The following is a 23,715-nucleotide window of genomic DNA, read 5'->3' as shown; positions in this document are numbered from 1 at the left end:
TTTCTTATCGATCATCGTTGTTGCGATTTTCGTCAAACAAAGCTTTTAAGTCATCAATTTCTTTCTCGTTCAGCTTCTTATCCTGCAAAAAATTAGCGAGCATGGGTTTCAAGGCGCCGCCATACAGTTTCTTCATGAACGATTTAGTCTCCGACTTCAAATATTCTTGTTCGCTGATGAGTGGATAGAACAAAAAGTTCCGTTTGGATCCCTCTTCCTGTGTTGTTCCCGCCGCTTCTTTCTGCACTAGACGGTTCAGGAGCGTCCTTGTCGTATTCGGGCTCCACCCCACTTGTTCCGCCAATTGCTTGACGACCTGGCTGGAAGGACAATTCGGACTGGCCCACAATACGCGCATCACCTCGAGCTCCGCATCCGTGATGGGTGGTATTTTTGTCATGCCTAAACCCTCCAAAATCAAGTTATGACTACATCTGTAGTCACACTTAAATAGTACAATTGTGGTCTGATCTTGTCAACCTGCATTATGTTTCATTCTAAAAATAAAGTTTTGCCGAGCTATTATCAATTGATAAACCAGTCAAATGCAGGTTAATAGTTATATTCTCATCTTGTCCTTCGTTTGTCCATGAAAACATAGCCTCCTCTTGTCCATTCTCTTGCTCAACATATTCCTCTATGTTTAGTATCAATTAAAAACAGAATTTTCTCCATTTTTAAAGCTCGTAAAAATAAAAAAGAACACCGGTTAACTTTGAGCAAGCCCAAATTAACCGGTGTTCTTGAAATTATCCAAGTTCGCTACGTTTTGGCTGCCATGGAACACACGAAATGATCCTTGAAAGTTAATTCCCGAAAACAGTACAAACGTTTGTTTTTTAGATTTTCACCTGTTGTGCGGTTTTAAATTTTCCTGAGAATCCTTATTATGTTAACAAAAAAATACGACCATGGAGCTCCCTCGGGACTAAGACTGCCCTGTCATTTATTATTCTGCAAATAGTTTTGCATACGGATTTTCGATCTTTTGTTCGCTGCTACTCTTACCTGTGTTATTCAGAACATAATATTGATAGAAATGGTTTGAAAAATTCAATGATTCCAATGCTTTAGCCATAAATGGATCTTCCGTCTGATCACTCAATTGGTCCCCTGTCCAAAAATAATGCAACATGAGACGATTCTGGTTATACGGATGTTTGATAATGTAGGCTCCGGATTGATTAGACTTATTCATGATTTCCTGCCATTTAAAACCGACTGTATCAGCACGCTTGATGATGCCGGACTTCAAGGCTTGTACAAACCCATTCGCATCCGGTTTGCCGATGACAATGATATTACTGTCCCCTAGCTCCTTCTTAAGCTTGTTTTTTAATACTTGACGTTCTGTTATAATCGTTGGTTTTATTCCTGCTATTTGGAAGAAGCCTTGAAACTGGTTGAGCAGCTGATCCTGTTGTTTTGTTGCTTTGTCCGATGTCAAACGGTCGCTCAAGATAATCGTTAGCGGCTCGCCCTGCAACGTTTTTTCGATAATTCGGCTCATCGTTTCAGACGGAACCTCTGGAAACTGCACAAACACTGAATGGTATATTGATTTAAATTGCTCGTACATATAAGCGGCTTCCTCGTCCGCTGTTAGACGATATTCAGACTTCAATGAATAATTGGGCTGACGCAAATCCGCTTCCCAATCATCTCTGACCTTTTTGCCCGCTTTGTTCTCAACAACCTGAAGCAGTCCTTCGATCGTCGCATTTTTGTATACATACTGGTCAAAATATGTCTGCATCAACTTATCAAACTTCTCTTCGCCAAGCGTACGATACAACTCATAGATGGCTTGACGGCCTTTTTTATAAAAAATAGCGTCGGGAGAATCGCCAACCTTATCATTGGATGCATCAAGCGGACTATCTAACGATACTTCATCGAATTGAATCACCTTGAATCCATTTAACGGATTTCCTTGTTTCTCATAGAAATATACCATAGAGAAATCGGCAAATCCTTCATCTAGAAATGATTCCTTCTCGGAATTATTTCCAATTAATGCGTGGAACCATTGATGCGCAATTTCATGGACAAATGCTGAATGGTTTGAAATATCTGGCTGACCCTCGATCATGCCCATCTGAATCATTCGCGAAAATTCAACAGCGATCCCTTCAACGTACGATTCAACAATTCTGAACTCCGGATAAGGATATTTACCATATTTTTCGCTGAAGAAGTTAATGACTTTAAACGCTTGATCAATATATTGATCGATAATCTGTTTTTTGTCTTTCTGATTATCAAAGTAATAGTATTGTATGGTCAGACCATCTCGTGTAACACTTTCTACTTTAAAATCGGGACTCGTGAAGAAGACAAATTCTCTCGTATTATTCGCAGTGGCCGTTACCATCTTGCGGCCTGCTTCGGCATCCTGTACGGTCAGTGTTCCAGGCATGGAAATCTGGTAATCGGCGGGTACATTCATGGTTACCTGATAATCCGCAGAATCATAATAATCGGATTCAAATGTAGTGCTGTAAGGAGTTTTGTCCCATGTATGATCTGCAGGGTTATAGACCGAAAGCACAGGGAACCAATGAGCGCCATTGATGATATTCTTGTAATGGGACAACCGCTGTGAGCCATAAGGAATTTTTACGTCGAATTCAAGTTCCAGTGTGATTGATTGCCCGGGCTGCAATGCTTGTCCCAATGCAACCTTAAGTGCCTGATTCGTATTATCGAACTTCAAGGGTTGACCTAACGACTTCACATTGTTAATGTCAATGCCGCCCAGGAAATCTTCAGGTTTCTTATCCGGATTTTCCTTTGCCATTCGTTCATTTGAATTTTGGAACATACCCGACTGTGTATCCTTTGAACGGTTTGCATCTGCAAAGGTGTGAAATACAATATTGTCCAGTGTATCCTTCGTGTTGTTTCGATAGGTCACAGTTTCTGTACCGTGAATTGTCATCTTCTTCTCATCAAGCTTTGCGTCTACTTGATAGCGCGCAAGCTGATGAACAGCCGCATCGGCTTCTAGCAACGAATCGTTCTGAATCGTTGGTTTCGCCGCCATCGCTATCCCCGTCCCGAAAACAGGGCCTGTACTTAATGCGACAACAAGACTGCCGGCAATCATGCACTTCGGTAGTTTAGTATTCCAATGTTTAAGTTTATTCATGTTGCTCCTCCTAATGATAAGTTCCTAATCATGATCGTAGATTCTCGAGTATGTACAAAGACTAGTATAAAGCTCTTACTTTACACGAGTTTTAAAGGAACCTTACATTAACCTTAAAAAGGAATCACTTATAGTTTTTTAAAACAGATACTCTGCACAAGTGTATTGCACTAACTCGATAAAACAGCGTTCCAAGGAGGTCCGCTCCCGCACTTGGCTTGACAATACATCTAGCCCAACAGGCTGCCGATATAGTAGCGCCTGTTGGGCTTCAAAAAAGGGTCTTATGTGGCTCTTGAACTAAAAACTTTAATTTTTATCATAATCAACATGAAAGCAAGCAAAGCGAATATGATTCCACTTCATATGAGCTGATGTATCCCCCATTGAGAGATAAACCAATCACCAAGGGAAGCTCCCAACGTAATGGCATTTAAGCTTGTAGCTGCAGTCTTGATCACCGTATCCGATAATAATTTGCCACAGCTCCAGTGAATCATTGCTTCAAAGGTATAACCATGTTCCACGTATCAGAAGCGTCCTTAAAACCATCACTGCCGTCCGAGACGGCCGCGAACAAATGAGTCGGCTTGCCGTTCTGGAACAACAGGAACGGCCGCTCCAGATTGCCCAGCGTCTGCACCGTACCGTCATCCCAACGCACCGTCCGGGAATAGCCTTGCGGCTGCCCATGCAAGCTCCATTTCAGTCCGTCCGGCGACTTGGCGTAGATGCCGCCGAATTTTTCTCCGCATAGATGCCCTTCCATATCTTTGGCAATCAAATTGAATCCTTCGTTTGTTTGCCAGATGAAAGGGTCTTCGATATGGAACGACTCTGGAGGAAACACCGGCTCGTCACTCAGCACCCGGTACAGCCCCTCGTAGTGATCCGCATACGCAACTCCAATCGTCATGCCGCCATGAAGGTTGCCTTCGTAGTGACGTGCCTTGTAGATCAGCAGCACGGAACCGTCCTCCCTGACACACGGAGCCGGATTGGAGGTCAGAAAGCTATCGAATCGGCCGGGACGTGTTGGCAATATCGGTTCGTCCGCTCTGCGCCACGGGCCCAAAACGCTGTCCGCTATAGCCAAACCTACCCGTTTGTTCGCCCGTGCCACGATGCATTGAGGATCGGTTAACCCGAAATTCCCGGGCGGCTCTGGATCGCTTAGCGGATGGGTCGAACCCGTATAATAAAGCAAATATTTGTTGTTGTGCTTGACGATATGGGGGTTGTGCGTGCAGCGTCCATCCCAATATTCCGCTCCCCTCGCCGGAAGCACCACCTCGCAGAATCGGTACGGTCCCTCGGGGGTATCCGAGTCTGCCCTGACAATCTCTGAAGCCGTCATCCAGCCGGGATGCATCGGCAGTGTCTTCGGCCAGCGCGAGGCAAACATATGGAATTTGCCGTCCTCACCCTTCACGACGGAACCGCACCATACCCAATAACCTTCCATACGGAAGCCGCCGCCACGTGGAGCCGGCAACATTGTGCTAGTATGCATGTACAGTCACCTCGTTTTTTCCCGCTGCTCCATAATTGCTGTGAAACATGGTCTCCCATCCTTCCAAATGAAGTGAATAACAGGACTGCTCCATATATCAATGGATCGACAAAGTCATGCCAGCGAGCCAACCGCCGGCATGCTTGCACATATATCGATCCTAAGGCGTATTCAGCCCCACATCGTCGGCCGCTAGCGGGCGATTCAGTAGAGGCGTGCCGGAATATTCGTCTGCCCCCACATCTACTGTCGCCCGCATTTGACTTTCCATATCCGCCAGCACGAACGCGTATGTTCCCACAGCCGCATCAATTGCCGGGCTGCTCGCGGACAGTTTCTGAATGCCGTTCACCGCAGTCAGCAGAGGATTGATATTTCGGATCTGCTCCGAGCTGCGCGATATGTTGCTAATAGTGCTGCCAAACCCGATGTTACCTTGGAACAGCGTATTTGTTGTCGCCGCCTCGTAATAAAGCGTGCCGGTGTTGTTGTATACGATATTGTTCGCCACGATGGAATCCTGCGGAGCATACGTTTTACCCGAGCCGATGACGATACCGGTTTTGCTGTTTACAATCGTATTGTTGACGATAAGCGCCCGGTAAACTTTCCATTGTTTGCGCAATTGTTCGACCGTCGGATTTGGAGGTGAGCCTCCAGTACCGCCGTCGAAGTCTCCGTTAGGCAAGTAGATTGCTTCGCCAGTCAAATTCTCAAAGTAGTTGTTATAAATCTTATGGTCATTGCCGAACATCCGGATGCCTTCCTGATCCGACTCCACACCGTCCCCGAGGAAGAAGTTACCATATACGCTGTTGTTATGGCCATGCCGCAGCGTCAGGCTGCCCTTGGACGTGCGGAATGTATTGAAGCGCACCGAATTGCTGCTGCTCTTGACCGATATGATTTCCGGCTCTCCATCGCAATTCTGAAATACATTGTATTGTATCGTATTATAGCCGTGGGAGAGCGTAAGACCCGACAAGCCGAGACGAATTGTCTCTTTGCCGTTAGCTACCCATGGGCCTACATCATGGAAATAGTTGTATTCGATAATATCGTATTGCGAAATTTGCCCTGAGCCATCCTGTCCTTCGTAAGCGATCAGCGGTTCGGTGTCGCTCTTCAGTCCGAAGTCGTTCCGGTCGATGCGGTTATGATGGCTGTTCGTGCCCCGCACTTGCAGCCACATCAAGCCGCTCCCCGAGCTGGGAAGCGCAAATGTATTACGGGTCAGCCGCGCATGGTGCGAGCCTTCCAACACCACTGCGCCATTGCTTGTGTTCGTAAACTTTAATCCGTCAAGCACCACATGCGAGGAGTTCTCGATGCGGAAGCCTGACGCTCCCGAGATGATAGCCTGACCGCGGTTTTTCGCTTTAATGACGATTGGCGCGTTGACAGTACCGTTTTTGTTTTGAACAGCAAACGGGCTTGTACGCGAATACGTGCCGTTTGCCAACACAATCGTTTTACCCGCCGTAGCGGTTGCAAGCTCGGCAGCCAACTGCGTGGAAGTGCTAACTTCGACGACCGTCCCTTCGCTACCGCTGCCGCTTGAATCGCTACCATAAATTTCGACCTCGGCAAAGCTGTTCCAGGCGTTCACCGAGTTGCCATGGCCAACAATACGAACGTAGCGGACGGGGGCAACATCGGCAAAATCAAACGTCTGCAAGCTGTTGCTCAGACTGCTGACCGCTCCCGAAAGCACTGTACTGAAGTTGTAGCCATCATATGAAGTCTGGATATCAAAAGCGAAAGTTCGCTCCGCCCCGTTGGTGAAGGCGATCTTCACGTATTCCACCCGCTTGCTCGATCCAAGGTCGTATTGGACCCACTCCCCTTCGCCACTCGCTGACCAGCGTGTGTTAAGATCGCCGTCGATTGTATATGCGACGATATTGCCGTCATCTCCGCTGGCCATAAGTTGTGGCACGGTAATCGCCAACTTGCTTGCGCCTGGCGGAGATCCGTTCGCGGTGCCGTAGAGTTCAACTTCAGAATAACTGTTCCACAGGTTGGAGGAATTGCCGTGCCCAACGATCCTCACATAGCGGGTAGAATCGACATCCGGAAAATCGAACGTTTGCAGACCTTCCACAAGGCTGCTCACAACTCCGCTGCTGACGGTCGTAAAGGTGGAACCGTCCATTGACGTCAAAATATCAAAAGTAGAAGTGCGGCTTGACCCATTCAGAAATGCAATTTTGATGAAAGACAATTTGCGATTTACGCCCAAATCGTACTGGATCCATTGCATGTCGCCATTCGCCGACCAACGTGTTAAGAAATCGCCGTCCACCGTGTTGGCTGGAACGTTGCCGTCATCTCCGCTCGCCGTCACGTCGGAGCTGCCAATTGTGAACTTCGTATCAGCCGCACTTGCCGTTCCTGGTATTAACACAACCAGCATACAGATCAAAATAATGAACGTCATACTTTTGGTTCCCATAATTCATTTTCATCCTTTCCATTATGAAATGATGGTTATTGAATCATTCCCTTCGTTCCGTCCGGCACCTCCTCTCAAGAATACGAAAGCCGGGAGGAGCTTCCTGTCCTCCCGGCTTCGTGATTACGGCCTTTGATCCCGCTTAAAAAACATTCTGGCTCCAGCCTTTGCTCTTCGCCAAAGCTTCAATATAATAGTAATCGCCGTAAATCAGCGATACGTTGATGTTGGTATTGACTGGCTTATGACCGGTTGCACCGAGCAGGATGCCTTCATACTCCGGCTTGTCGAGCGCACTGTAGTTGTTCGACAGCGAGCGAAGAATGCGCGTGGCCGCGCGCTGATATAAAGCGGCTTCCTCAGGAGCCACCTGCGACGCGATATCGATCAAGCCAGATGCTGCGCAGCTCGCCGCTGAGGTGTCGCGCGGCTCGTCCGTCAAGTCGGTCGCCGCACGGAAATCCCAATGCGGCACATCGTCTTCCGCCAACGCGCTGATGAAATAATGTGCCACCCCCTTCGCCGCATTCAAGTAACGTGCTTCTCCCGTATAGCGGTAAGCGCAGCTCATCCCGTAGAGCGCCCAAGCTTGGCCCCGCGACCAGGACGATTGCGGCGCGAAGCCCTGTCCGCCGTCATAACGCTCCACTTCGCCCGTCTCCGGATCGAAGATAACGATATGATGCACCGAGCCGTCGCCTCGGATGAATGAGCGAAGCACCATATCTGCATGGGCGACCGCAATATGCTTGAAGCGCGGATCATCGCTTTCTTCACTCGCCCAGAACAGAAGCGGCAAATTCATCATCGAATCGATGATCGACCAACCCGTCTGGTTGCGGGGCCAGGCTCGAATGAACTGTCCTGCTGGGTTGTACCTGCCCGCCAGATAGTTGGCGGCGAACAGGCCGCGCCGCCGAGCGTCCGGGTCGCCGGTCAGCTTGTAGCGGATAACCGATGTCGGCAGGAACTGAAAGCCAACATCGTGGTGGAAATGGTTGTCCCGCAAGTAACATTGCTCCATGCGTTCGTCCCAAGGCTCCGCCTCCTCCCGATAACGTTGCTCGCCGGTCATATCGTATAGAATCCACAGAATGCCCGGCCAGAAGCCTGAAATCCACTGATCCACTTTGATCTGGTCATATTTGCCCGCCGCCGAAACATGTGGCGCTTCTGTCCAGCCCGCTTCGATCATATGATCAACTTTAATCTTCACTTTATCCCACCAAGCCGTCAGCTCGGATGGTTTCAGTTTCACATTTTCATTGCTCATCTCTGAAGTCCACCCCTTCTCCTAACCTTTAATGGCACCGATCAAGGCGCCTTTCACGAAATATTTTTGCAATAGCGGATAGACCAGAAAAATCGGAAGGGTTGCTACCATAATCGTGGCGTATTTCAATGTCTCGCCCAATATGATGATCTCATCCTGGGAGGCTCCTTCCGCCATGGAGTTTGCCTCGCCAATAATCAAAATTTCTCGCAGGATCAACTGCAACGGATACAGCGAACGATCCTGAAGGAAGATCATGGCGTTAAACCATGAGTTCCAGTGGCTTACTCCGTAATACAGGCCTACCACTGCAAGCACGGGCTTGCATAGCGGCAGGAAGATGCGGAACAGAATGCCAAAGTCGTTGGCGCCGTCGATCTTGGCCGACTCTTCTAGCGCATCCGGCACTGCCTCGAACGATGTTCGCATGATAATGAGGTTAAATGCGCTTATTGCGGTAGGCAGGATCAGCGCCCACAGTGTGTCCGTAATGCCCAACCCTCTGACCAGCAAGTAGAACGGAATTAATCCACCGCTGAAAAACATGGTAAATACGATAAACAACGTAAGCTGCTTGCGATATTGCAATGTTTTTCTGGACAAAGCGTATGCGGCAAAAGAAGTAAGCAGCAAATTGAGAGCCACGCCTACAATGACAATAAATAATGTGTTGCGGTAGCCGAGCAGGATCATCGGGTTGCTGAATACCGCCTCATATGTTTCAAGCGAGAAGCCCAGCGGCTTCCAAAGAATGCCCTTATGCGCCATCATCAGCGCTGGTTCGCTGAATGAAGCAAATGCCACGTATAGAATTGGGTACACTGTTACAATCATGAGCGCGGACAAAAACAGCGTATTGCAAACCCGGAATATATGTTCACCCAAGCTTACTCGCATGCGAACCCTCCTCTACCACAAACCCGTATTGTTCAACTTCCGGCTTATCCAGTTGGAGCCGATAACAAGCGCGAAGTTAATCACGGAGTTGAACAATCCGACAGCGGAGCTGAAACTGAATTGAAAATCTTGAAGCCCGATCCGGTACACATACGAGGAAATGACATCCCCTGTCACATAAGTGGTCGGGTTGTACAACAGAATAACTTTCTCGAAGCCAACGCTCATAATTCGGCCAATGTTCAGGATGAGCAATATAACGAAAACGGGAAGCAGACCGGGTAGGGTAATATGAAGCATCTGCTTCCAGCGTCCACCCCCGTCGATCTTGCAAGCTTCATATTGCTCGAGATCGATCGCAGACAGCGCGGCCAAATAAATAATTGTACCCCAGCCTATATGCTGCCATATATTCGACGAAACGAAGATTGTCCGGAAAAAAGACGGCTCCAGCAGCATCGTAACCCGCTCACCACCGAAAAATGCGATAATATCGTTAATGACGCCGTCACTGCTCGTAAAATCTTTGATCATGCCGCAAATTATGACAAGCGAAATAAAATGCGGCAAATAAGTAATCGTCTGAACCGAACGCTTGAACAGTGCATTTTTCACCTCATTAAGCAACAAGGCGAGAATAAGCGGAGCGGGAAAACCGAAAATGAGATCGTACAAGCTAATCATCAGAGTGTTTTTTAACACCCGCCAAAAATACATCCCGCCAAAAAAGTCTTTGAAATGCTCAAGTCCTACCCACGCGCTGCCCCCGATTCCAAGCCGGGGGTTAAAATCCTTGAACGCAATAATCGAACCGTACATCGGGAAATAATGAAAAATAATGAAATATAACAAAACAGGAGTAAGCATCATGTACAAATACTTGTTCTTAACCATGTCTTTTGCAATATTAAGCGGCAGACGACCGGCATGCGTGACTTTGCTGCGTCCCAGCTTCAATTGAGCCATCTCCTACTCCTCCTATCCAAATCCAGAATTATCAGCAGGGGATGGCTGCACCATTCCCTTGCCCCACGGCAGCCTGCAGCCAGCCGTGGGACGATACATGGAGTTATCTGTTGTTGTAGCGATCCAAAGCGCCTTGATAGATGTCGATTACATCACGAATCCCCATATCTTCCAGCTGCTTCACAAAGCTGTCGAACTTGTCGAGCGGCTCGTTGCCCATTACAAATTTGATGAACATTTCTTCCAGATACGTGTTGATTGCCGTCATCGTCTGCGCTACCTTCTTGCTCTCATCTACAGTAGGCGTAATGAACGCGGGCAAAATATGTTTCGCCGCATCGGTCTCCGACCAAATCTGGACCGCCTCGTCCTGTTGTGGGAACGTATTGGTCGTTTTTTGCTCATGCATCGGAAATGGACCGTTCGGAACCGTATACTGCGCCAACATCTGCTGTGAAGTGTACTTATCGTTTTTTACGATCATATCAGTAAATTTCGGAACGCCATTGTCCATCGTGTAGCTTTCGCCTTCAACGCCGAAGTTGTACATCATGGTTCCTTGCTCGCTAAATGCGAAGTCCAGCCATTTTACGATCGTTTCCAGGTCTTTCGCCGATGTCGTCACGGCCGCGCTTGCTTTCGGGTTATATTTGAAATCGCGCTGTCCGGTGAACGGTTTTTCGCCTGCTTTCAATACCGGATAAGGAGCCGCTACAAGATCAAAAGCCGGATTTTGGGCTTTACCGGACTCCAACCATTTGCCCATGCCGCCGCCCAGCAGGAAAACAGTCGCGCCGGACTCACCGTTCAGAAGCCGCTTATCCAGCGTGTCGCGTTCGACGATCGGGAAGTCTTTATCAATCAGCCCTTCGGAATACCACTGGCGGAACAGCGTCATAACATCCTTGTATTGCGGATCTAATGGACCGTATTTCACTTTGCCTAGGTCGTCAATATAGAAGCCGTGCGATGTTTTGTATGCGCCGAAGAACGCGTCCTGCAAATTCATTTTGTTCGCGTATAGCGCCGTCAGCGGTGCTACGGCGCCTTTTTTCTCTTTGAACGCCGTCAGAACCTTATGCCAATCGTCTATCGTTACAGGCAATTGCAGCCCTAGCTCATCCAACCAATCTTTGCGCAGCATTGGTCCGCGGAAGACTAATCCTTCCTCGTTTCGCACCATCGGGAAGACGTAATATTGGCCACTGTCGGTCTTCACCATTTTATCCAGCTCTGGATTAGCTTCCAGCATCTTCTTCAGGTTAGGCGCATATTGGTCGATCAAATCGTTTAGCGGTACGATAACCCCGTCTGAAATCGCCTTTTCCGGTCCACCCGGATAAATACTCCAGTCGTACTCCAGCACATCCGGCAGCTTGCTGGAAGCCAGCAACAAATTAAACTGCTCTTCAGCTTGACTTTCGGTCGGATGGATGTAGTTCACTTTCACGCCGGTAGCTTCTGCAATCGCCTTCCCGATCGGCGCTTCCGCCAGATTCGTTGTAAATGTAATCAGGTTTCCGTTGATTGGAGCCCAGTATGAGAAAGTATCTTTTGTATCCAGCGGATACACCGGCTTATCCGATCCCTCGTTGCCTTTGCTTACGCCCTCGCCGCCCTTATTGCTGACGGCGCTTTGAGTCGGCTCTGTCTTATCCTTGTTTCCAGAGCCCCCATTACTGGAGCATGCGGTTAACAACAATGAAAGTACCATTGCGAACCCCAGTGTGAGCTGCAGTCTCTTATGAGTCTTGACGTTGCGATTTTTCGCCATTGTGCCCTCCGTTCTTTTCGTCTCGAATATGTTGGTGTGAATACGCTTTCAACATATCGTTAATCCGGTGCCGCAAGCTATCGTTAAAACCTAAAATATACTGCAATTTCTCAAAAATGAGGGTAACAAAACCGCATGTATGCCACTTTTTCTTGAAAAGAAAAGCCCTAGAGCTACTTGACTTCCCTGTAGCGCCCGGGCGTTATCCCTTCAAATTTTTTGAATATACGATGGAAGGTATTCACATCGTTGTAACCAACCTTCAGCGATATTTCGCTGACCGTATATTTCCCGCCGATAAGCAGCAATTTGGCCTGCACCAGCCGCGTCTTGTTAATATAATCGAGCAGAGATTCGCCGGCAAGTTCCTTGAACAGTTTGGAAACATACGACGGCGTCATGGAGAAGGCTTCCCCGATCATCGAAATGTTCAGGTTCTCGTCCTGATAATACTCGTTGACATATTTCATGACCTTATCGATTAGCGGATTGCTGCAGTATTCGCGGTTATTATTAACGTAGCCGCACAGAAGCTCTAGCATATCGTAAAGCTGGCTGCGCATCTCCCCTACCGTCTGGCATTGCATCAGGCGTTCGATGGCGCGCACTCCGTCAGGCATATCCGGCTTGCCTGCGATGCGGATTTCGCCGATTACTTTTTGCAGCGTAGCCATTAGATCGAACATGAGACATTTGGCAGTATGAAAAGGAAACGGCTCCTTCGTCACATTTTTCTGAATGATCTCCCCGACGAACGCTTTTGCCTTATCGAGCTGCCCTTCGCGAACCATAACGATCAATTGCTGCTCGACCTTGAGCGGATAAAAATAACCACCTGGAGCAGCCCCTAGGTTGTCGTTACCGCTCAGGTCCCCATAATGAATAATGCCCCCGCTACCTACAATGATTCGGTATTCCATCGCCTCGATCGCTTCCTGGAACGCCTGGAAGATGCCATATTCGCCCTCCTGTTGCGCGCTGATGGCAGCGGTCAACTGTACATGAGCATAATTGGAGATGAACGACATCGTTTCTTCCGCGATGTGCCCCAGCTCCCCCCGCTGTTCCGTCGGCGATGCAAGCTGATGGTTGACGATGCAGGCGAGCAACTCCTGGTCCAGCTCTACCGCATAGGCGTTTACTGACTTTCGAGCGACCTCCTCGACCACGTTGGCGATCAGGAAGTGCAGCAATCGCTTATTATGGACCTGATCCTCATCCTTCCGATGGAACTTGCCGAAGTGCTCGATGCGCAGCAAAATAACAGAAAATCCGCCCAGCGGGAAACGCAGATCATAGGCTGAGAAAGATTCGTGCAACGGGATATGGCTGTCGAGTTGCCCCTTCAGCAGCCGCTGCAAAAAGTGCGATCTGAGTGTATTGTTATGCTGATTCAGCTTGTAATGAAGCTCCTCCTTCTCATGGAAGGTGCTGCTCAGCGCCTGCTCTAGAAAGGAGTATTCATTGGAGCCGCGATCAAAGGTAAAACCCGCCTTGAACGACAAGCTCTGGATCAGTGCATGGATCGGCAGGTAGTTCCGTTTGAGGAGCCAATACGTCACGCCACCGCCAACAATAAGGCAAAGCAAGATGCTGGCGATCGTCAATTGCTCTACCACGTTCATTTTCTGGTGATATACGTTCTCCGGCAGCGTCATCACATATTTCCATCCCGTAATGGATGAGGTTGTGTAGGATGCAACAAGCCGGTGACCGTCAGTCTCGATCTCAAGTTGCCCCGATTCTTTCGACATATCGCTGTATAATAGAGCAGGTTCCGACAGCGAATCGCCCGTAGACGCAATGAACCGGTTGTCTTTATCCAGAATAAAGATCGTACCTTTCTCAGGCGCCGAAGCTTGCTCTAGCAGCTTACTGCGGTCAATCATGAACAGTAAGACAGCTCCAGGTTGATTCATGATTGTTGAGTTCACATTTTGGGCATACATGACCGTTGGCCGCCACTCATTCTCTTCAGACACAACAACGGAGTGGTAGCCTTTAATGTACCCTTGGTCAAAATATTCTCGTAACGACTGGAAGGGCATATGCTCTTCAAGGCGAATATGGTCGTATAACGCTTCGATGTTCATACGGTTGTTGCGTGCGATGACCGTATCGCTATTTTTGTAGTAAATATAAATACCTTCAAGAAAATCGTTAGCGATTTCGTATACGCGCAAATCATTAGCGATTTGGTATACATCGTAGTGGTCCGAATCAGACAGATTGGTATCGGCCGAAATAAATGCTGCGATTCGCCTGTTGAGGCTCACCTCGAGGCTTAGATTCTCGATTCCTTTGAACTGGCTATCTATGGCTTGCTCCATCTGAAGAAGAATAGATTGGTTGGCACGGTTAATTTCAGCCTTTACAACGTTCAGCGTCGCGCCGTATATAACGCCGCTGATCAGAATGGGCACGAGCAGCACCGAGACGTAAGAAAGCATCCAGGTCATGTATACACTGCGATTTTTATGCCGGAGCTGCTTCAGATAGATTGTCCACCGGTTTCGAGTTTGGGCCATAGGTTCTCCTCCATGTTAGCTTTAGTCGGAGTCGGGACCGACGTCAATTCTTGTCAGAATAGCCGGACAACGAATATCCGCGACATCCGCTTTATGATTGTTAATACAAACCGCCGGAGACGGCCGGTATTCATAGATGGCCGGCTGCTCTTTGCCGCATATTCGATTGTAAGCGATTACACATTGCTCCGGCGCATAAGGAATCCGCTTGCCGAGCGTAATGCCGTGACGACAATTGACAATCGTATTATTCACTACGCTGGCTCGATAGACGCGCCAATGTTTCCTCAGTTCCTCCTGCGTCGGCGCCTCGGGATAGCCGTCCGATCCGCCATCGTAGTTGCCGCCATCAATGAGCAGCGCATCCAACGTCAAGTTTTCCATATAGTTTTCAAAAATGTGATGGTCGTTGCCGTAAATGCGAAATCCGCCCATTTCTTCCTTCACGCCATCGCCGATAAATACATTATTATGAAAGCGATTTCCATGTCCGTGACGCGCTGTCACTTGGCCGGCGGAGTTAAGGAACGTGTTGTACCGGACTGTATTATAGCAGCTTTTTACCGAAATAATCTCGGGCTCTCCGTCGCAATTTTCAAACAGGTTGTGTTGAATGGTAATATAGCCGTTCGAGAGAGAGATGCCGGACAGGCCGAGCCGGATCGCTTCAAGCCCATTGACGACACGCGGGCCTATATGATGAAAATAATTATATTCAATGACATCATGCTGCGAGATTTGTTCACCGTCGCCATCAAAAACAACGAGCGGTCCAAGGTCGGCCTTTGGCCCGAACTCGTTGCGTTCGATCCGGTTCCAGCCGCTGCCGCTTCCCAGCACTGACAGCAGGCTATACTCCGCCCCAACCTGTCGCGGCTCAAATCTATTCCGCGCAATCCTCACATGCTGCGAACCGTCCAGAATGATAGATTCGCGCTGCCCGACCTGGAAATGCAGTCCCCATACCTCTACATAAGCAGAGTTCAAGATGCGTATACTTGATTCTCCAGCGATCGTCGCTTTTCCTTTATTTACAGCGCGAATGCTTAATATTGCGGTGTCCGATCCTACTTTGCCTTCAATAATATAATCTTCATTCCGTTCGTAAACGCCGTCTGCCAACAAGATCGAAGAACCAGGTTCTGCCCGGCCAATGGCTGCCGCCAATTCGTCGCTACTCGATACCCAATAAATAGTAGTCATTTTCCCACCTGCTTCCTATAGAATAGGCGGATATGAACCGCAGCCTCTTCAGGATCATATCCGCAACTTCACAACCTCTATTATGAAAGATACGTTTCCCATGCCATAGTGTAAAAAAATGAAGCAATCATAAAAATGTAAACTGAGGCACAAAATGAGCGGGAATTACCGCCTTGCCAGCTGTAAATCGCAACCTGCCGGTGTACAATAAATGAGAAAGGACGTATCCCGACACCAAATCGTGGATACGTCCCCATTGTTGTTGCCTGCTCTGCCGCCCGCTTACCCGAAAAAGAAGTACGCAACCTTCATCTCTTCTTCTTTCAACAGCAACTTTTGTGCCGCTTCGAGCAAAGGCGTGCGGTCATAGACAAGACTTTTCATCGCTATTTTGCCATCACTAATCGTGAAATAGTGAGCTTCTTTCGATGGATCGTCGCGACGGCGGTAGGACACGCTTCCTGGATTCAGCCACAAACTGTCGTCACTCAAATAATGAATGCATCTGCGATGTGTATGTCCGAAAATAATGCGGCGATCTTCTTTGGCCCCAATTGTCCTGACGTTGCGTTCCGCCCAGAAAGCATCGTACTTGGGCAAGCTATCAATCGTCAAATAGTTTTCGTACAGATGTTGCATTGTATAGCTATAGCCGTCCATCTCGAATGTGCGGTAGACCGGTATGCTTTCGAGGAAGGAAATTTCCGCTTCGCCGAGCAGCCTTGCATTGTAATGCGCCCACTTGATCTCATCCTCCGCCACATCGTGACCGCTATTGCCGTTTCGGTACAGGTCGATAATAATGTCGTCATGGTTACCGCGAACACAATTCGCATCGTTCTTATGCACCCATTCGATAACTTCCCGCGGGAAAGGCCCGTAGTCTACAAGATCTCCCGCGCAATAAATCACGTCACAGTCGGATTCTGCCTTGCGGATCGATTCCAGCGCTTTGACGTTGCTGTGAATATCCGAAATAATTAAAGCTTTCATAATCGATTCAACTCCCTAAGATTCAACATTCTCAGCAGTACCGTCACCACATCCGCCACGTAGCTTTATCGTCTGGCATGAAATGGTCCCGCGGCAGACGCACCTCAATGATTCCGGCGGCAGACGCCAAGGAAACAGCCTGTCTTTCCCAGTCGGGGGTGTCTCCACTGTCCTCAAACCACTGCGGCGCAGGGGCGCCGTCCACAACATTGGCCGGGACATAATTGGAGGCTGGTTGCGACGAATTGGCCGTAACGGAACATGCGTGTAACCCTATTTGACGATTCCCTTCAGTCGGTAGCCTTCGGACAATATTCTGTTGACATTGCGTATCAGGCTGTTCTCCCATTTGTCGAGTGCACTCTCCCTCCTTTATATAAAAAGATGGAACCTTGATAAATCGTCAAAAGCTAAAATCGCCATCAAATAGTCCAACTTCTTATCTCCAATTTTTGGAATGAACATCAAATCTTAAAAAAGTCACTCACATCTCACGAATATGCATAGAAACATCTTTGTAGCTATTTTTATATACAGCATTCAATGTTCTTAAAACAAAAGTATCAACAACATGATCCTTTTTATTTGGAGAAGTAAACAAAACGACATCCGACCTTAGATGTTTTAGCAAGATTTCATTTTCACAACTCCCTATGTTCATTTTAATTATTATGTTTCTTGCCCTGGTCATATATTGTTTGAAGCCAATTTTGTAGGTCAGATCTTATATGCACAGAATCCTATAGTTGGGGCTCCGCCAACATTTTAACGAAAATATACGCTTAGCCCTGAATCGCGTCCAGCTTGGTGTATTCTCATACTCTTAGGTGGTCCGGGACGTATCACGAGCGGACGCAACGAAACGTATTGGACAATCATTTGTAAACATTAACGCGGTACTGTATTAAATGATTATGATATAAAAAAAAGCTGTCGAGACTTTCTTGACAGCCTTGCCGCGATTATCGCGGTTTCTATATGTTGCGTGTTTGTTCTTCACTCCCACCAATGCTTCATTTCACTGAATCCAACGTCCCATAGTTTAGCGTTCCCAGAAACGATAATCGTAATTTCGTTCACCTTGTCATAAAATGGTATATTTAAAGGTTCTGCTCCATTATTATATTGTTCATTGTACTGATAATGAACTCTTTGGTTTCCATCTACCAATATAGTGAGTTCTCCCTTGGAATCTCCCTTGTCTGGAATGCCAAAATAAGAATAAAACGTCACATCTTTTTTGTTACCCAAGATGTAGGTGTACGATTTTCTTTTATCTCCTTCACTGTAATACACGTTCATTTTGGGTTCTATTTTCTTGCCTGCCACGGTGAAACTTGGAAGATTTTCAGTCATAGGCATGGTTCCATTCATTTCTTTCACATCGTGTAATGCTTGAATTGGGCTTTCTCTTTTCGCTACAACATAATTGATGGTTTCCGAGATCACGATTACTCCAACAAGAAGAACACCGATAGATAGGGCTGAAGCAATAAGCTTTTTATAAGAAATTTTTGAAGAACATCCAACTTTATAGGCGATAAATCCTATCGCTGCACCTAATGTATTGGATATAACATCATCTACATCAAAGCTGCCAAGATGAGTTAAAGCCTGCATCGTTTCCAGAACGAGAATCGTCAAGACAAAAAAGGATATGAACTTCCCAAAACTGGAACGATACAACAGAGGAATTACTACTCCAAAAGGGATAAAGGCAGCAATGTTTCCAAAGTTGTATACCCATGAAAAAGTTAGTTTTGGAAATCGAAGTGGAACTCCTTCTGGAACAAGTATAAATGTGTATCCATAATCGTTGTTCCAATGATCTAATCTACTGAAAGCAAAAAACATAAAATATAATATCAACAGCGTGTACAAAATTGTTCCTACAAAGAGGAGTTTCCGTAATTTCACTTCCATAATATCTCCTTTAATAATTCATCGATGGGTTTAGTGTATCTTCCCAAAATGACATTAAAGTGACATTGAAGTGACATTTTAGTCACTTAAACGCTTATTAAATGATTTGTTTGTAAAATTGAATCCGATTCTATGTTTAATAGTCGTCGTAGTATAGTCTTATTCAACTAAAGCACCCGCTAGTAGAAGAGTAACACTAATAAATTATACAAAGAATGAATAATAATTACTGACCAAAGAGAATTACTTTTCTTATATACAAACCCAAATATAATACCCAACACAAAAACTGTTAATATGGAACTTAGAATATAAGGGAATTCAAACAGACCTTTATAAAACCAAATAGGAAAATGAATCGATACAAAGAGTAAAGCTGTAACTGTATTTGCTATCCAGAATCTAAAAGAATCCATAAGCTTTCTTAATAAAAAACCTCTAAAGACAATTTCCTCAGTAATACCAACCAATAGAATAGTATTAAGCCATCCGTTAAATCCTATTTGAAAATCGATATTATTATTTAAAACGATAAGATTTATTACAAAATAGAATAGTATCAAGGCTAAGGATACCCAACCTGTCCATTTTAGACTTTTTCTAAAATTATGATATAACTGTAAATAGGAAAACGGTTTACTTTTTTCCTTAATTATAACTAATAAAATAACAGGAATGACCCAAATAACTATTTTAATAGTGGCAGATGTTATAGCTCTTGGAACGGGTTCCATCAAATCTAAATATTGAACCAACCATAATTCTCTGATACACCATAGGGCGTAAAATATTATGAAATATACCCAAATATAATTTTTATTTACTTTGAATTCTATCAGAAACTCCTCCTTTACTTCTTCGACAATCCTGCCCCGTTAGTTGAATAAGATATAATTATTTAAAAAACTAGGCATCTCGTTTACGGTAAAATACAATAGCTACTGTAATAAAGCTCAGTGTCCATAACATTGAAATACCTGTCCCTTGCATTGGTGTAAGGACACTTATTTCATCAGAGGAAGACGGCATATACATATAAGATCCTGCCGTATCCGGAAAATAATTTAAAAAATTTTTATTACTAGGTAGAAAAGCCCTCGTCAATGGACTGACAATGAAATAGTAACCAAGCAGTACCACTAAAGCAGGAGTGGTTCGTCTTAATAAAGCACCTACAGCTGAACTGAGAAGTGTGGTTAATGTTAGATAGCCCGTTGCACCTATTAATGTTGTTATCATTGTGTCTATTTCTATCACTACTGTTGAGTCTCTCATCATAATAAAAGTATAAAGTACACCAGATGCAGCAATAATAAACGCCACAGGAATGGTTATAATCGCCAATGCCAAATGCTTCGTGGATAATTGAAACCCACGCCAAGGTATCGTAATTAAAGTAGTTTGAATCTGTCCACCAGTATACTCCGAACAAGTAGCTAAGATTCCAAGAATAATGAACCCTGCTTGAAGATATCCCATAGAAGCAAGTCCTATATTCAGTATATTTTGCGTACCTGTTGCCCCTTGTACACCAACAGAAGTAAAAGCTGCGGCTAAAACTAAATTTAGAATGAATGTACCCATAAGAGTGAACCATATCAATGGTAATGTAACTAATTTATCCAGTTCAGCACCAAGGATTTGTGTTAACTTTCTACCAGATGAGACACTCATGCTGCAACATCCCTCCTATGGAATACAACAGCTGCAACAATGAAAACAACAAGTACCCAGGCAAACATGACTAAACCGCCTGTGAAGGGGGTGTGAAACCCGTCGAATAAAGTGCCTGTGGACGTGTTGTCCGTAAACATAAACATTTCAGCGCCAGCCCTATCTGGTAAGTAAAACGCCAACTTTGTAACCCTATACAACAGGACACTAAATGATACAACGGATGAATTTATTATGAGCACAGCAAGCGGGAGGATGCCATTCTTAGTTAGAAAAGTAATTCCAAGTGCTAAATGAGCAGTGAATGTCCAGTAACAAACTGCACCGATAAGTCTGGACCATTCAAATGCGGGGGCATATTCACCAAGAATAAGATGCGTTGCTGACACAGTTGTCATAATAGCAACAATACAAAGCAGTATGCTGATCACAGTCACAGCACCTGCTTTTGCCAGTAAAAAATGAAACCGGGATGAAATAACAGTTAAACTCGTTGTTATCTGTTGTCCTCCACCAGATTCACTGCTCTCTGTTAAATACTCACTGCTGACAGCAAGCACACCAAGAATAATAACGCCTTGCACACCAAGAGCTAACCCGATATAGCCAACTTCTGATAGCCTCGTGCTAACTCCAGCTATAATCTCCTCTTTTTGTGCTATGCTGTCCAAGGCAGCAATAAGCGCTGGTGCAAACGCTCCAATGAGAAAAGCAAGCCAAATACCCGGTAAGGAGAACAATTTAGATAGTTCCGCGTTAAATGCTCTCATACAACATCACCTGCAATTTCAGATGTCAGGGCAAAAAAGGCTTCCTCCAGCGTGGAATGGTTACCTATTACTTCTTCCAATGTTCCATCTGCAACGATGGTTCCATGCTTAATAATCACCACATCATCAACCGTCTCTGCAAGCTCTCCCATCAGATGACTGGATAATAACACCGTATTTCCAGACTCAGCACGTTCACGTAAAAATGTCCGAATCCACCGAATTCCTTCTGGGTCGAGCCCATTTACGGGTTCATCTAAAATCAATATTTTTGGATCACCAAGTAGCGCTGCTGCTATTCCCAGTCTTCTCCCCATACCAAGAGAATACTTCCCAACTCTTTTCCCAGCGGCATTAGTAAGACCTACTATTTCCAGAACTTCCTCGACACGTGAGTTAGACAATCCTGCGGCACGAGCAATCCAACGCAAGTGTGCCCGTCCTGTTCGCATACGATGAGCTCCGAAGCCATCAAGTGCGGCACCTACTGTTGCTAGAGGATTATGTAATTCTGCGAATGGCTTTCCATTAATGAGTGCGCTCCCTGAGGTAGCGCGGTCTAATCCAAGCAGGATGCGAAGTGTAGAACTTTTACCTGCCCCGTTTGGACCTAAAAAACCAGTTACTCTACCTGGTCTAGCTTTAAAACTGATACCCGATAAGATTTCCCCAGTTCCGCGATGTTTGACTAAGTTATTAATTGTAAGCAACCATAACACTTCCTTTCTGTTATGGTTCTAATTATAAAGAAGCAAAGTTACATCTCGGTTATCATGCTGTTTACTTCTGGGTTAACTTTAGGTTAAGATCTTCCGATAGCTACTCTTGTGCCACTATCATTTGATGTAAAATCAGCTTTCAGCTTCATTTTTTTCAACATATAATTTGAAGTCGATAAACCAATCCCCGCCCCACGCTCATAGGAAGAGTTATCCATACCTGGACCTCTGTCTGCAACAATGATTTGTTCTTTTTCTACATCAACCACAATATTTACATATTTCCCCTCTGCTGCATGACGAAGAATATTCTGAAATAAATTATCTAGAACCCGTGTCATCCATTTAGGATCTGCTTCCCAATAAAAAGTCGCCTCTGTCGGTAAATCAACCTCGATCTGGATTTCTTTTTCTTCAAATACAGGATACCACGCAGCAACAGATGCTCTTACTAAACGTCCAATATCTGTTGAAGTGGGCCTAAAAGGATGTTTCCCTGATGTAAGCAATGTATAGGAAAGTAAATCATCCATTAGATCCCCCACTCTTGTAATCGTATGATTCATTTCTGTTAATGAATTTTGTCCTTCTAGACTCATTGATTCTTTATTTAATCGGGTGACATGTCCTCTCAAAATGGTAAGTGGCGTTCGTAAGTCGTGAGATAAATTCGCTATGAGTCGATGTCGTAACAATTCCTCTTCATGTTCTCGCTTGCGGCTGTCTTCAAGCTGCTGAATCATCCAATTAAAAGAATTGCCTAACTGGTCTATTTCATCCATACGATCACTTTGAACAGATATTGGTCTAGGAAATGAGTTATGATTAGCTGAAAATGACATGGCTTCCTGTAAGCGGGTGAGACGTTTACGAAGTCTTAAGAAGAAAATCCAAGATATTACAACAAATGCGACAATAATAAAACCAAACAAAAGTAGTACAACGTAAAATAGATTTAATGCATTCAGCTCTTCTCCATTAATAGGAGATTCAATGAACGCAGATAAGAAAATAAGTATACTTGGAGGCAAAAAGATAAATAGAAAATGTCCTTTTAGAAAATGACGAAATAATGATTTAGTCTGTTTCATAGTTTCACCCGATAGCCTATTCCCTTCAACGTTTCAATAATCTCTGGGGAATCTGGATGACGTTCCAACTTTTGACGCAGTCGATGGATATGTACCATTAGTGTTTTATCGCCAGTTATATATGTTTCTTCCCAGATGGCTTCATAGATTTGTTCTTTTGGTAAAACTTGATTAGGGTGGCGTAAGAAGTACATTAAAATATGATGTTGCTTCGCTGTTAATATAATTTCTTCTCCTGTGCGTTTGTCAAATACCATTTGGCCTTCTGAATCTACTTCAATATAATTTCCTAATGAAATGCGTTCGGAATGTGTTCCGCCACTTCGACGGATTAGTACTTCTAATCTTGCAACTAATTCATCCGTATGGAATGGTTTCGTTAAATAGTCATCAGCAAATTGTAAACCTTCTACCTTATCATCTATCGATGTTCGAGCTGTTAACAGCAAAATAGGAACAGCAGGAGCTGCCTTTTTTAATCGTTTCCCCACAGTAAATCCGTCTAAACCGGGTAACATGATATCCAAAATAACGATTTCATGCTGATTTACTTCTTTTTCAGCTCCTTCACCAGAAAGCAGCCACTGAACTGAAAATCCCCGCTGTTCCAATTCTTCTTTTAGAAAGCTGCCTATTTTCTCATTATCTTCAATGTATAATACGTTTCTTTTCAAGTAACATCCCTCGCTCTAAATTGAATTCACTATTAGACAGATTAACACAATCTAAAAAATATTTGTTTAGATGCTCATGAAATCGGCAATGGGATCAAGTTCTTGTCTTAA

General features: G+C 45.4%; 18 protein-coding genes and 1 pseudogene. All 19 read right to left on the bottom strand.

Features of this window, described 5'->3' with window-relative positions; all coding sequences use genetic code 11:
- Window positions 1-4: 4 nt before the first annotated feature.
- Complete coding sequence (locus tag H70737_RS15205; protein ID WP_042188476.1) at window positions 5-400, bottom strand: BlaI/MecI/CopY family transcriptional regulator; 396 nt, start codon at window positions 398-400, stop codon at window positions 5-7.
- 549 nt (window positions 401-949) lie between these two features.
- Window positions 950-3,151, bottom strand: a complete 2,202-nt coding sequence (locus tag H70737_RS15200; RefSeq protein WP_042188474.1) for a M1 family metallopeptidase — start codon at window positions 3,149-3,151, stop codon at window positions 950-952.
- A gap of 284 nt (window positions 3,152-3,435) precedes the next feature.
- Window positions 3,436-3,579: pseudogene (locus H70737_RS31580) on the bottom strand (MFS transporter); the annotation flags it as partial.
- A 68-nt stretch (window positions 3,580-3,647) separates the two neighbouring features.
- Complete coding sequence (locus H70737_RS15195) at window positions 3,648-4,616, bottom strand: glycoside hydrolase family protein (protein WP_231573275.1); 969 nt, start codon at window positions 4,614-4,616, stop codon at window positions 3,648-3,650.
- Between the two features lie 208 nt (window positions 4,617-4,824).
- Entirely contained in the window at window positions 4,825-7,119 is a 2,295-nt protein-coding gene (locus H70737_RS15190) for a chondroitinase-B domain-containing protein (RefSeq protein ID WP_081951131.1), read from the bottom strand.
- A gap of 142 nt (window positions 7,120-7,261) precedes the next feature.
- On the bottom strand, window positions 7,262-8,392 hold the full coding sequence (locus H70737_RS15185) for a glycoside hydrolase family 88 protein (protein ID WP_052404305.1): 1,131 nt from the start codon (window positions 8,390-8,392) through the stop codon (window positions 7,262-7,264).
- Window positions 8,393-8,413: 21 nt separating this feature from the next.
- Window positions 8,414-9,289 carry a carbohydrate ABC transporter permease gene (locus tag H70737_RS15180; protein WP_042188472.1) on the bottom strand — a complete coding sequence of 292 codons (876 nt, stop codon included), beginning with the start codon at window positions 9,287-9,289 and terminating at the stop codon, window positions 8,414-8,416.
- 12 nt (window positions 9,290-9,301) lie between these two features.
- Window positions 9,302-10,255 carry an ABC transporter permease gene (locus H70737_RS15175; RefSeq protein ID WP_042188470.1) on the bottom strand — a complete coding sequence of 318 codons (954 nt, stop codon included), beginning with the start codon at window positions 10,253-10,255 and terminating at the stop codon, window positions 9,302-9,304.
- A gap of 103 nt (window positions 10,256-10,358) precedes the next feature.
- The gene (locus H70737_RS15170) at window positions 10,359-12,029 is read right to left on the bottom strand and encodes a type 2 periplasmic-binding domain-containing protein (RefSeq protein WP_231573274.1); all 1,671 of its coding nucleotides are present in this window, start codon (window positions 12,027-12,029) and stop codon (window positions 10,359-10,361) included.
- Between the two features lie 173 nt (window positions 12,030-12,202).
- Entirely contained in the window at window positions 12,203-14,557 is a 2,355-nt protein-coding gene (locus tag H70737_RS15165) for an AraC family transcriptional regulator (RefSeq protein WP_042188468.1), read from the bottom strand.
- A gap of 21 nt (window positions 14,558-14,578) precedes the next feature.
- Window positions 14,579-15,760 (bottom strand): polysaccharide lyase 6 family protein, encoded by a 1,182-nt coding sequence (locus H70737_RS15160; protein ID WP_052404304.1) that lies wholly within the window; start codon window positions 15,758-15,760, stop codon window positions 14,579-14,581.
- 282 nt (window positions 15,761-16,042) lie between these two features.
- Window positions 16,043-16,753, bottom strand: coding sequence for a metallophosphoesterase family protein (locus H70737_RS15155; protein ID WP_042188466.1), 711 nt, complete (start codon window positions 16,751-16,753; stop codon window positions 16,043-16,045).
- A gap of 996 nt (window positions 16,754-17,749) precedes the next feature.
- Window positions 17,750-18,676, bottom strand: coding sequence for a VanZ family protein (locus tag H70737_RS15145; protein ID WP_042188463.1), 927 nt, complete (start codon window positions 18,674-18,676; stop codon window positions 17,750-17,752).
- Window positions 18,677-18,855: 179 nt separating this feature from the next.
- On the bottom strand, window positions 18,856-19,431 hold the full coding sequence (locus tag H70737_RS15140) for a CPBP family intramembrane glutamic endopeptidase (protein ID WP_052404303.1): 576 nt from the start codon (window positions 19,429-19,431) through the stop codon (window positions 18,856-18,858).
- Window positions 19,432-19,582: 151 nt separating this feature from the next.
- Window positions 19,583-20,350 carry an ABC transporter permease gene (locus H70737_RS15135; protein WP_042188461.1) on the bottom strand — a complete coding sequence of 256 codons (768 nt, stop codon included), beginning with the start codon at window positions 20,348-20,350 and terminating at the stop codon, window positions 19,583-19,585.
- Complete coding sequence (locus tag H70737_RS15130) at window positions 20,347-21,120, bottom strand: ABC transporter permease (protein ID WP_042188459.1); 774 nt, start codon at window positions 21,118-21,120, stop codon at window positions 20,347-20,349. The genes H70737_RS15135 and H70737_RS15130 overlap by 4 nt, the downstream gene beginning before the upstream one ends.
- On the bottom strand, window positions 21,117-21,839 hold the full coding sequence (locus H70737_RS15125) for an ABC transporter ATP-binding protein (protein WP_442950241.1): 723 nt from the start codon (window positions 21,837-21,839) through the stop codon (window positions 21,117-21,119). The genes H70737_RS15130 and H70737_RS15125 overlap by 4 nt, the downstream gene beginning before the upstream one ends.
- An 83-nt stretch (window positions 21,840-21,922) precedes the next feature.
- Window positions 21,923-22,930 carry a sensor histidine kinase gene (locus tag H70737_RS15120; RefSeq protein WP_042188455.1) on the bottom strand — a complete coding sequence of 336 codons (1,008 nt, stop codon included), beginning with the start codon at window positions 22,928-22,930 and terminating at the stop codon, window positions 21,923-21,925.
- Window positions 22,927-23,604: a response regulator transcription factor gene (locus H70737_RS15115; RefSeq protein ID WP_042188454.1), complete on the bottom strand. Its 678-nt coding sequence runs from the start codon at window positions 23,602-23,604 to the stop codon at window positions 22,927-22,929. The genes H70737_RS15120 and H70737_RS15115 overlap by 4 nt, the downstream gene beginning before the upstream one ends.
- Between the last annotated feature and the right edge of the window lie 111 nt (window positions 23,605-23,715).

The sequence above is a fragment of the Paenibacillus sp. FSL H7-0737 genome (genome assembly GCF_000758545.1).
Taxonomy (GTDB): Bacteria; Bacillota; Bacilli; order Paenibacillales; family Paenibacillaceae; genus Paenibacillus_AQ.
This window is presented reverse-complemented; position numbering and strand designations above follow the sequence as displayed.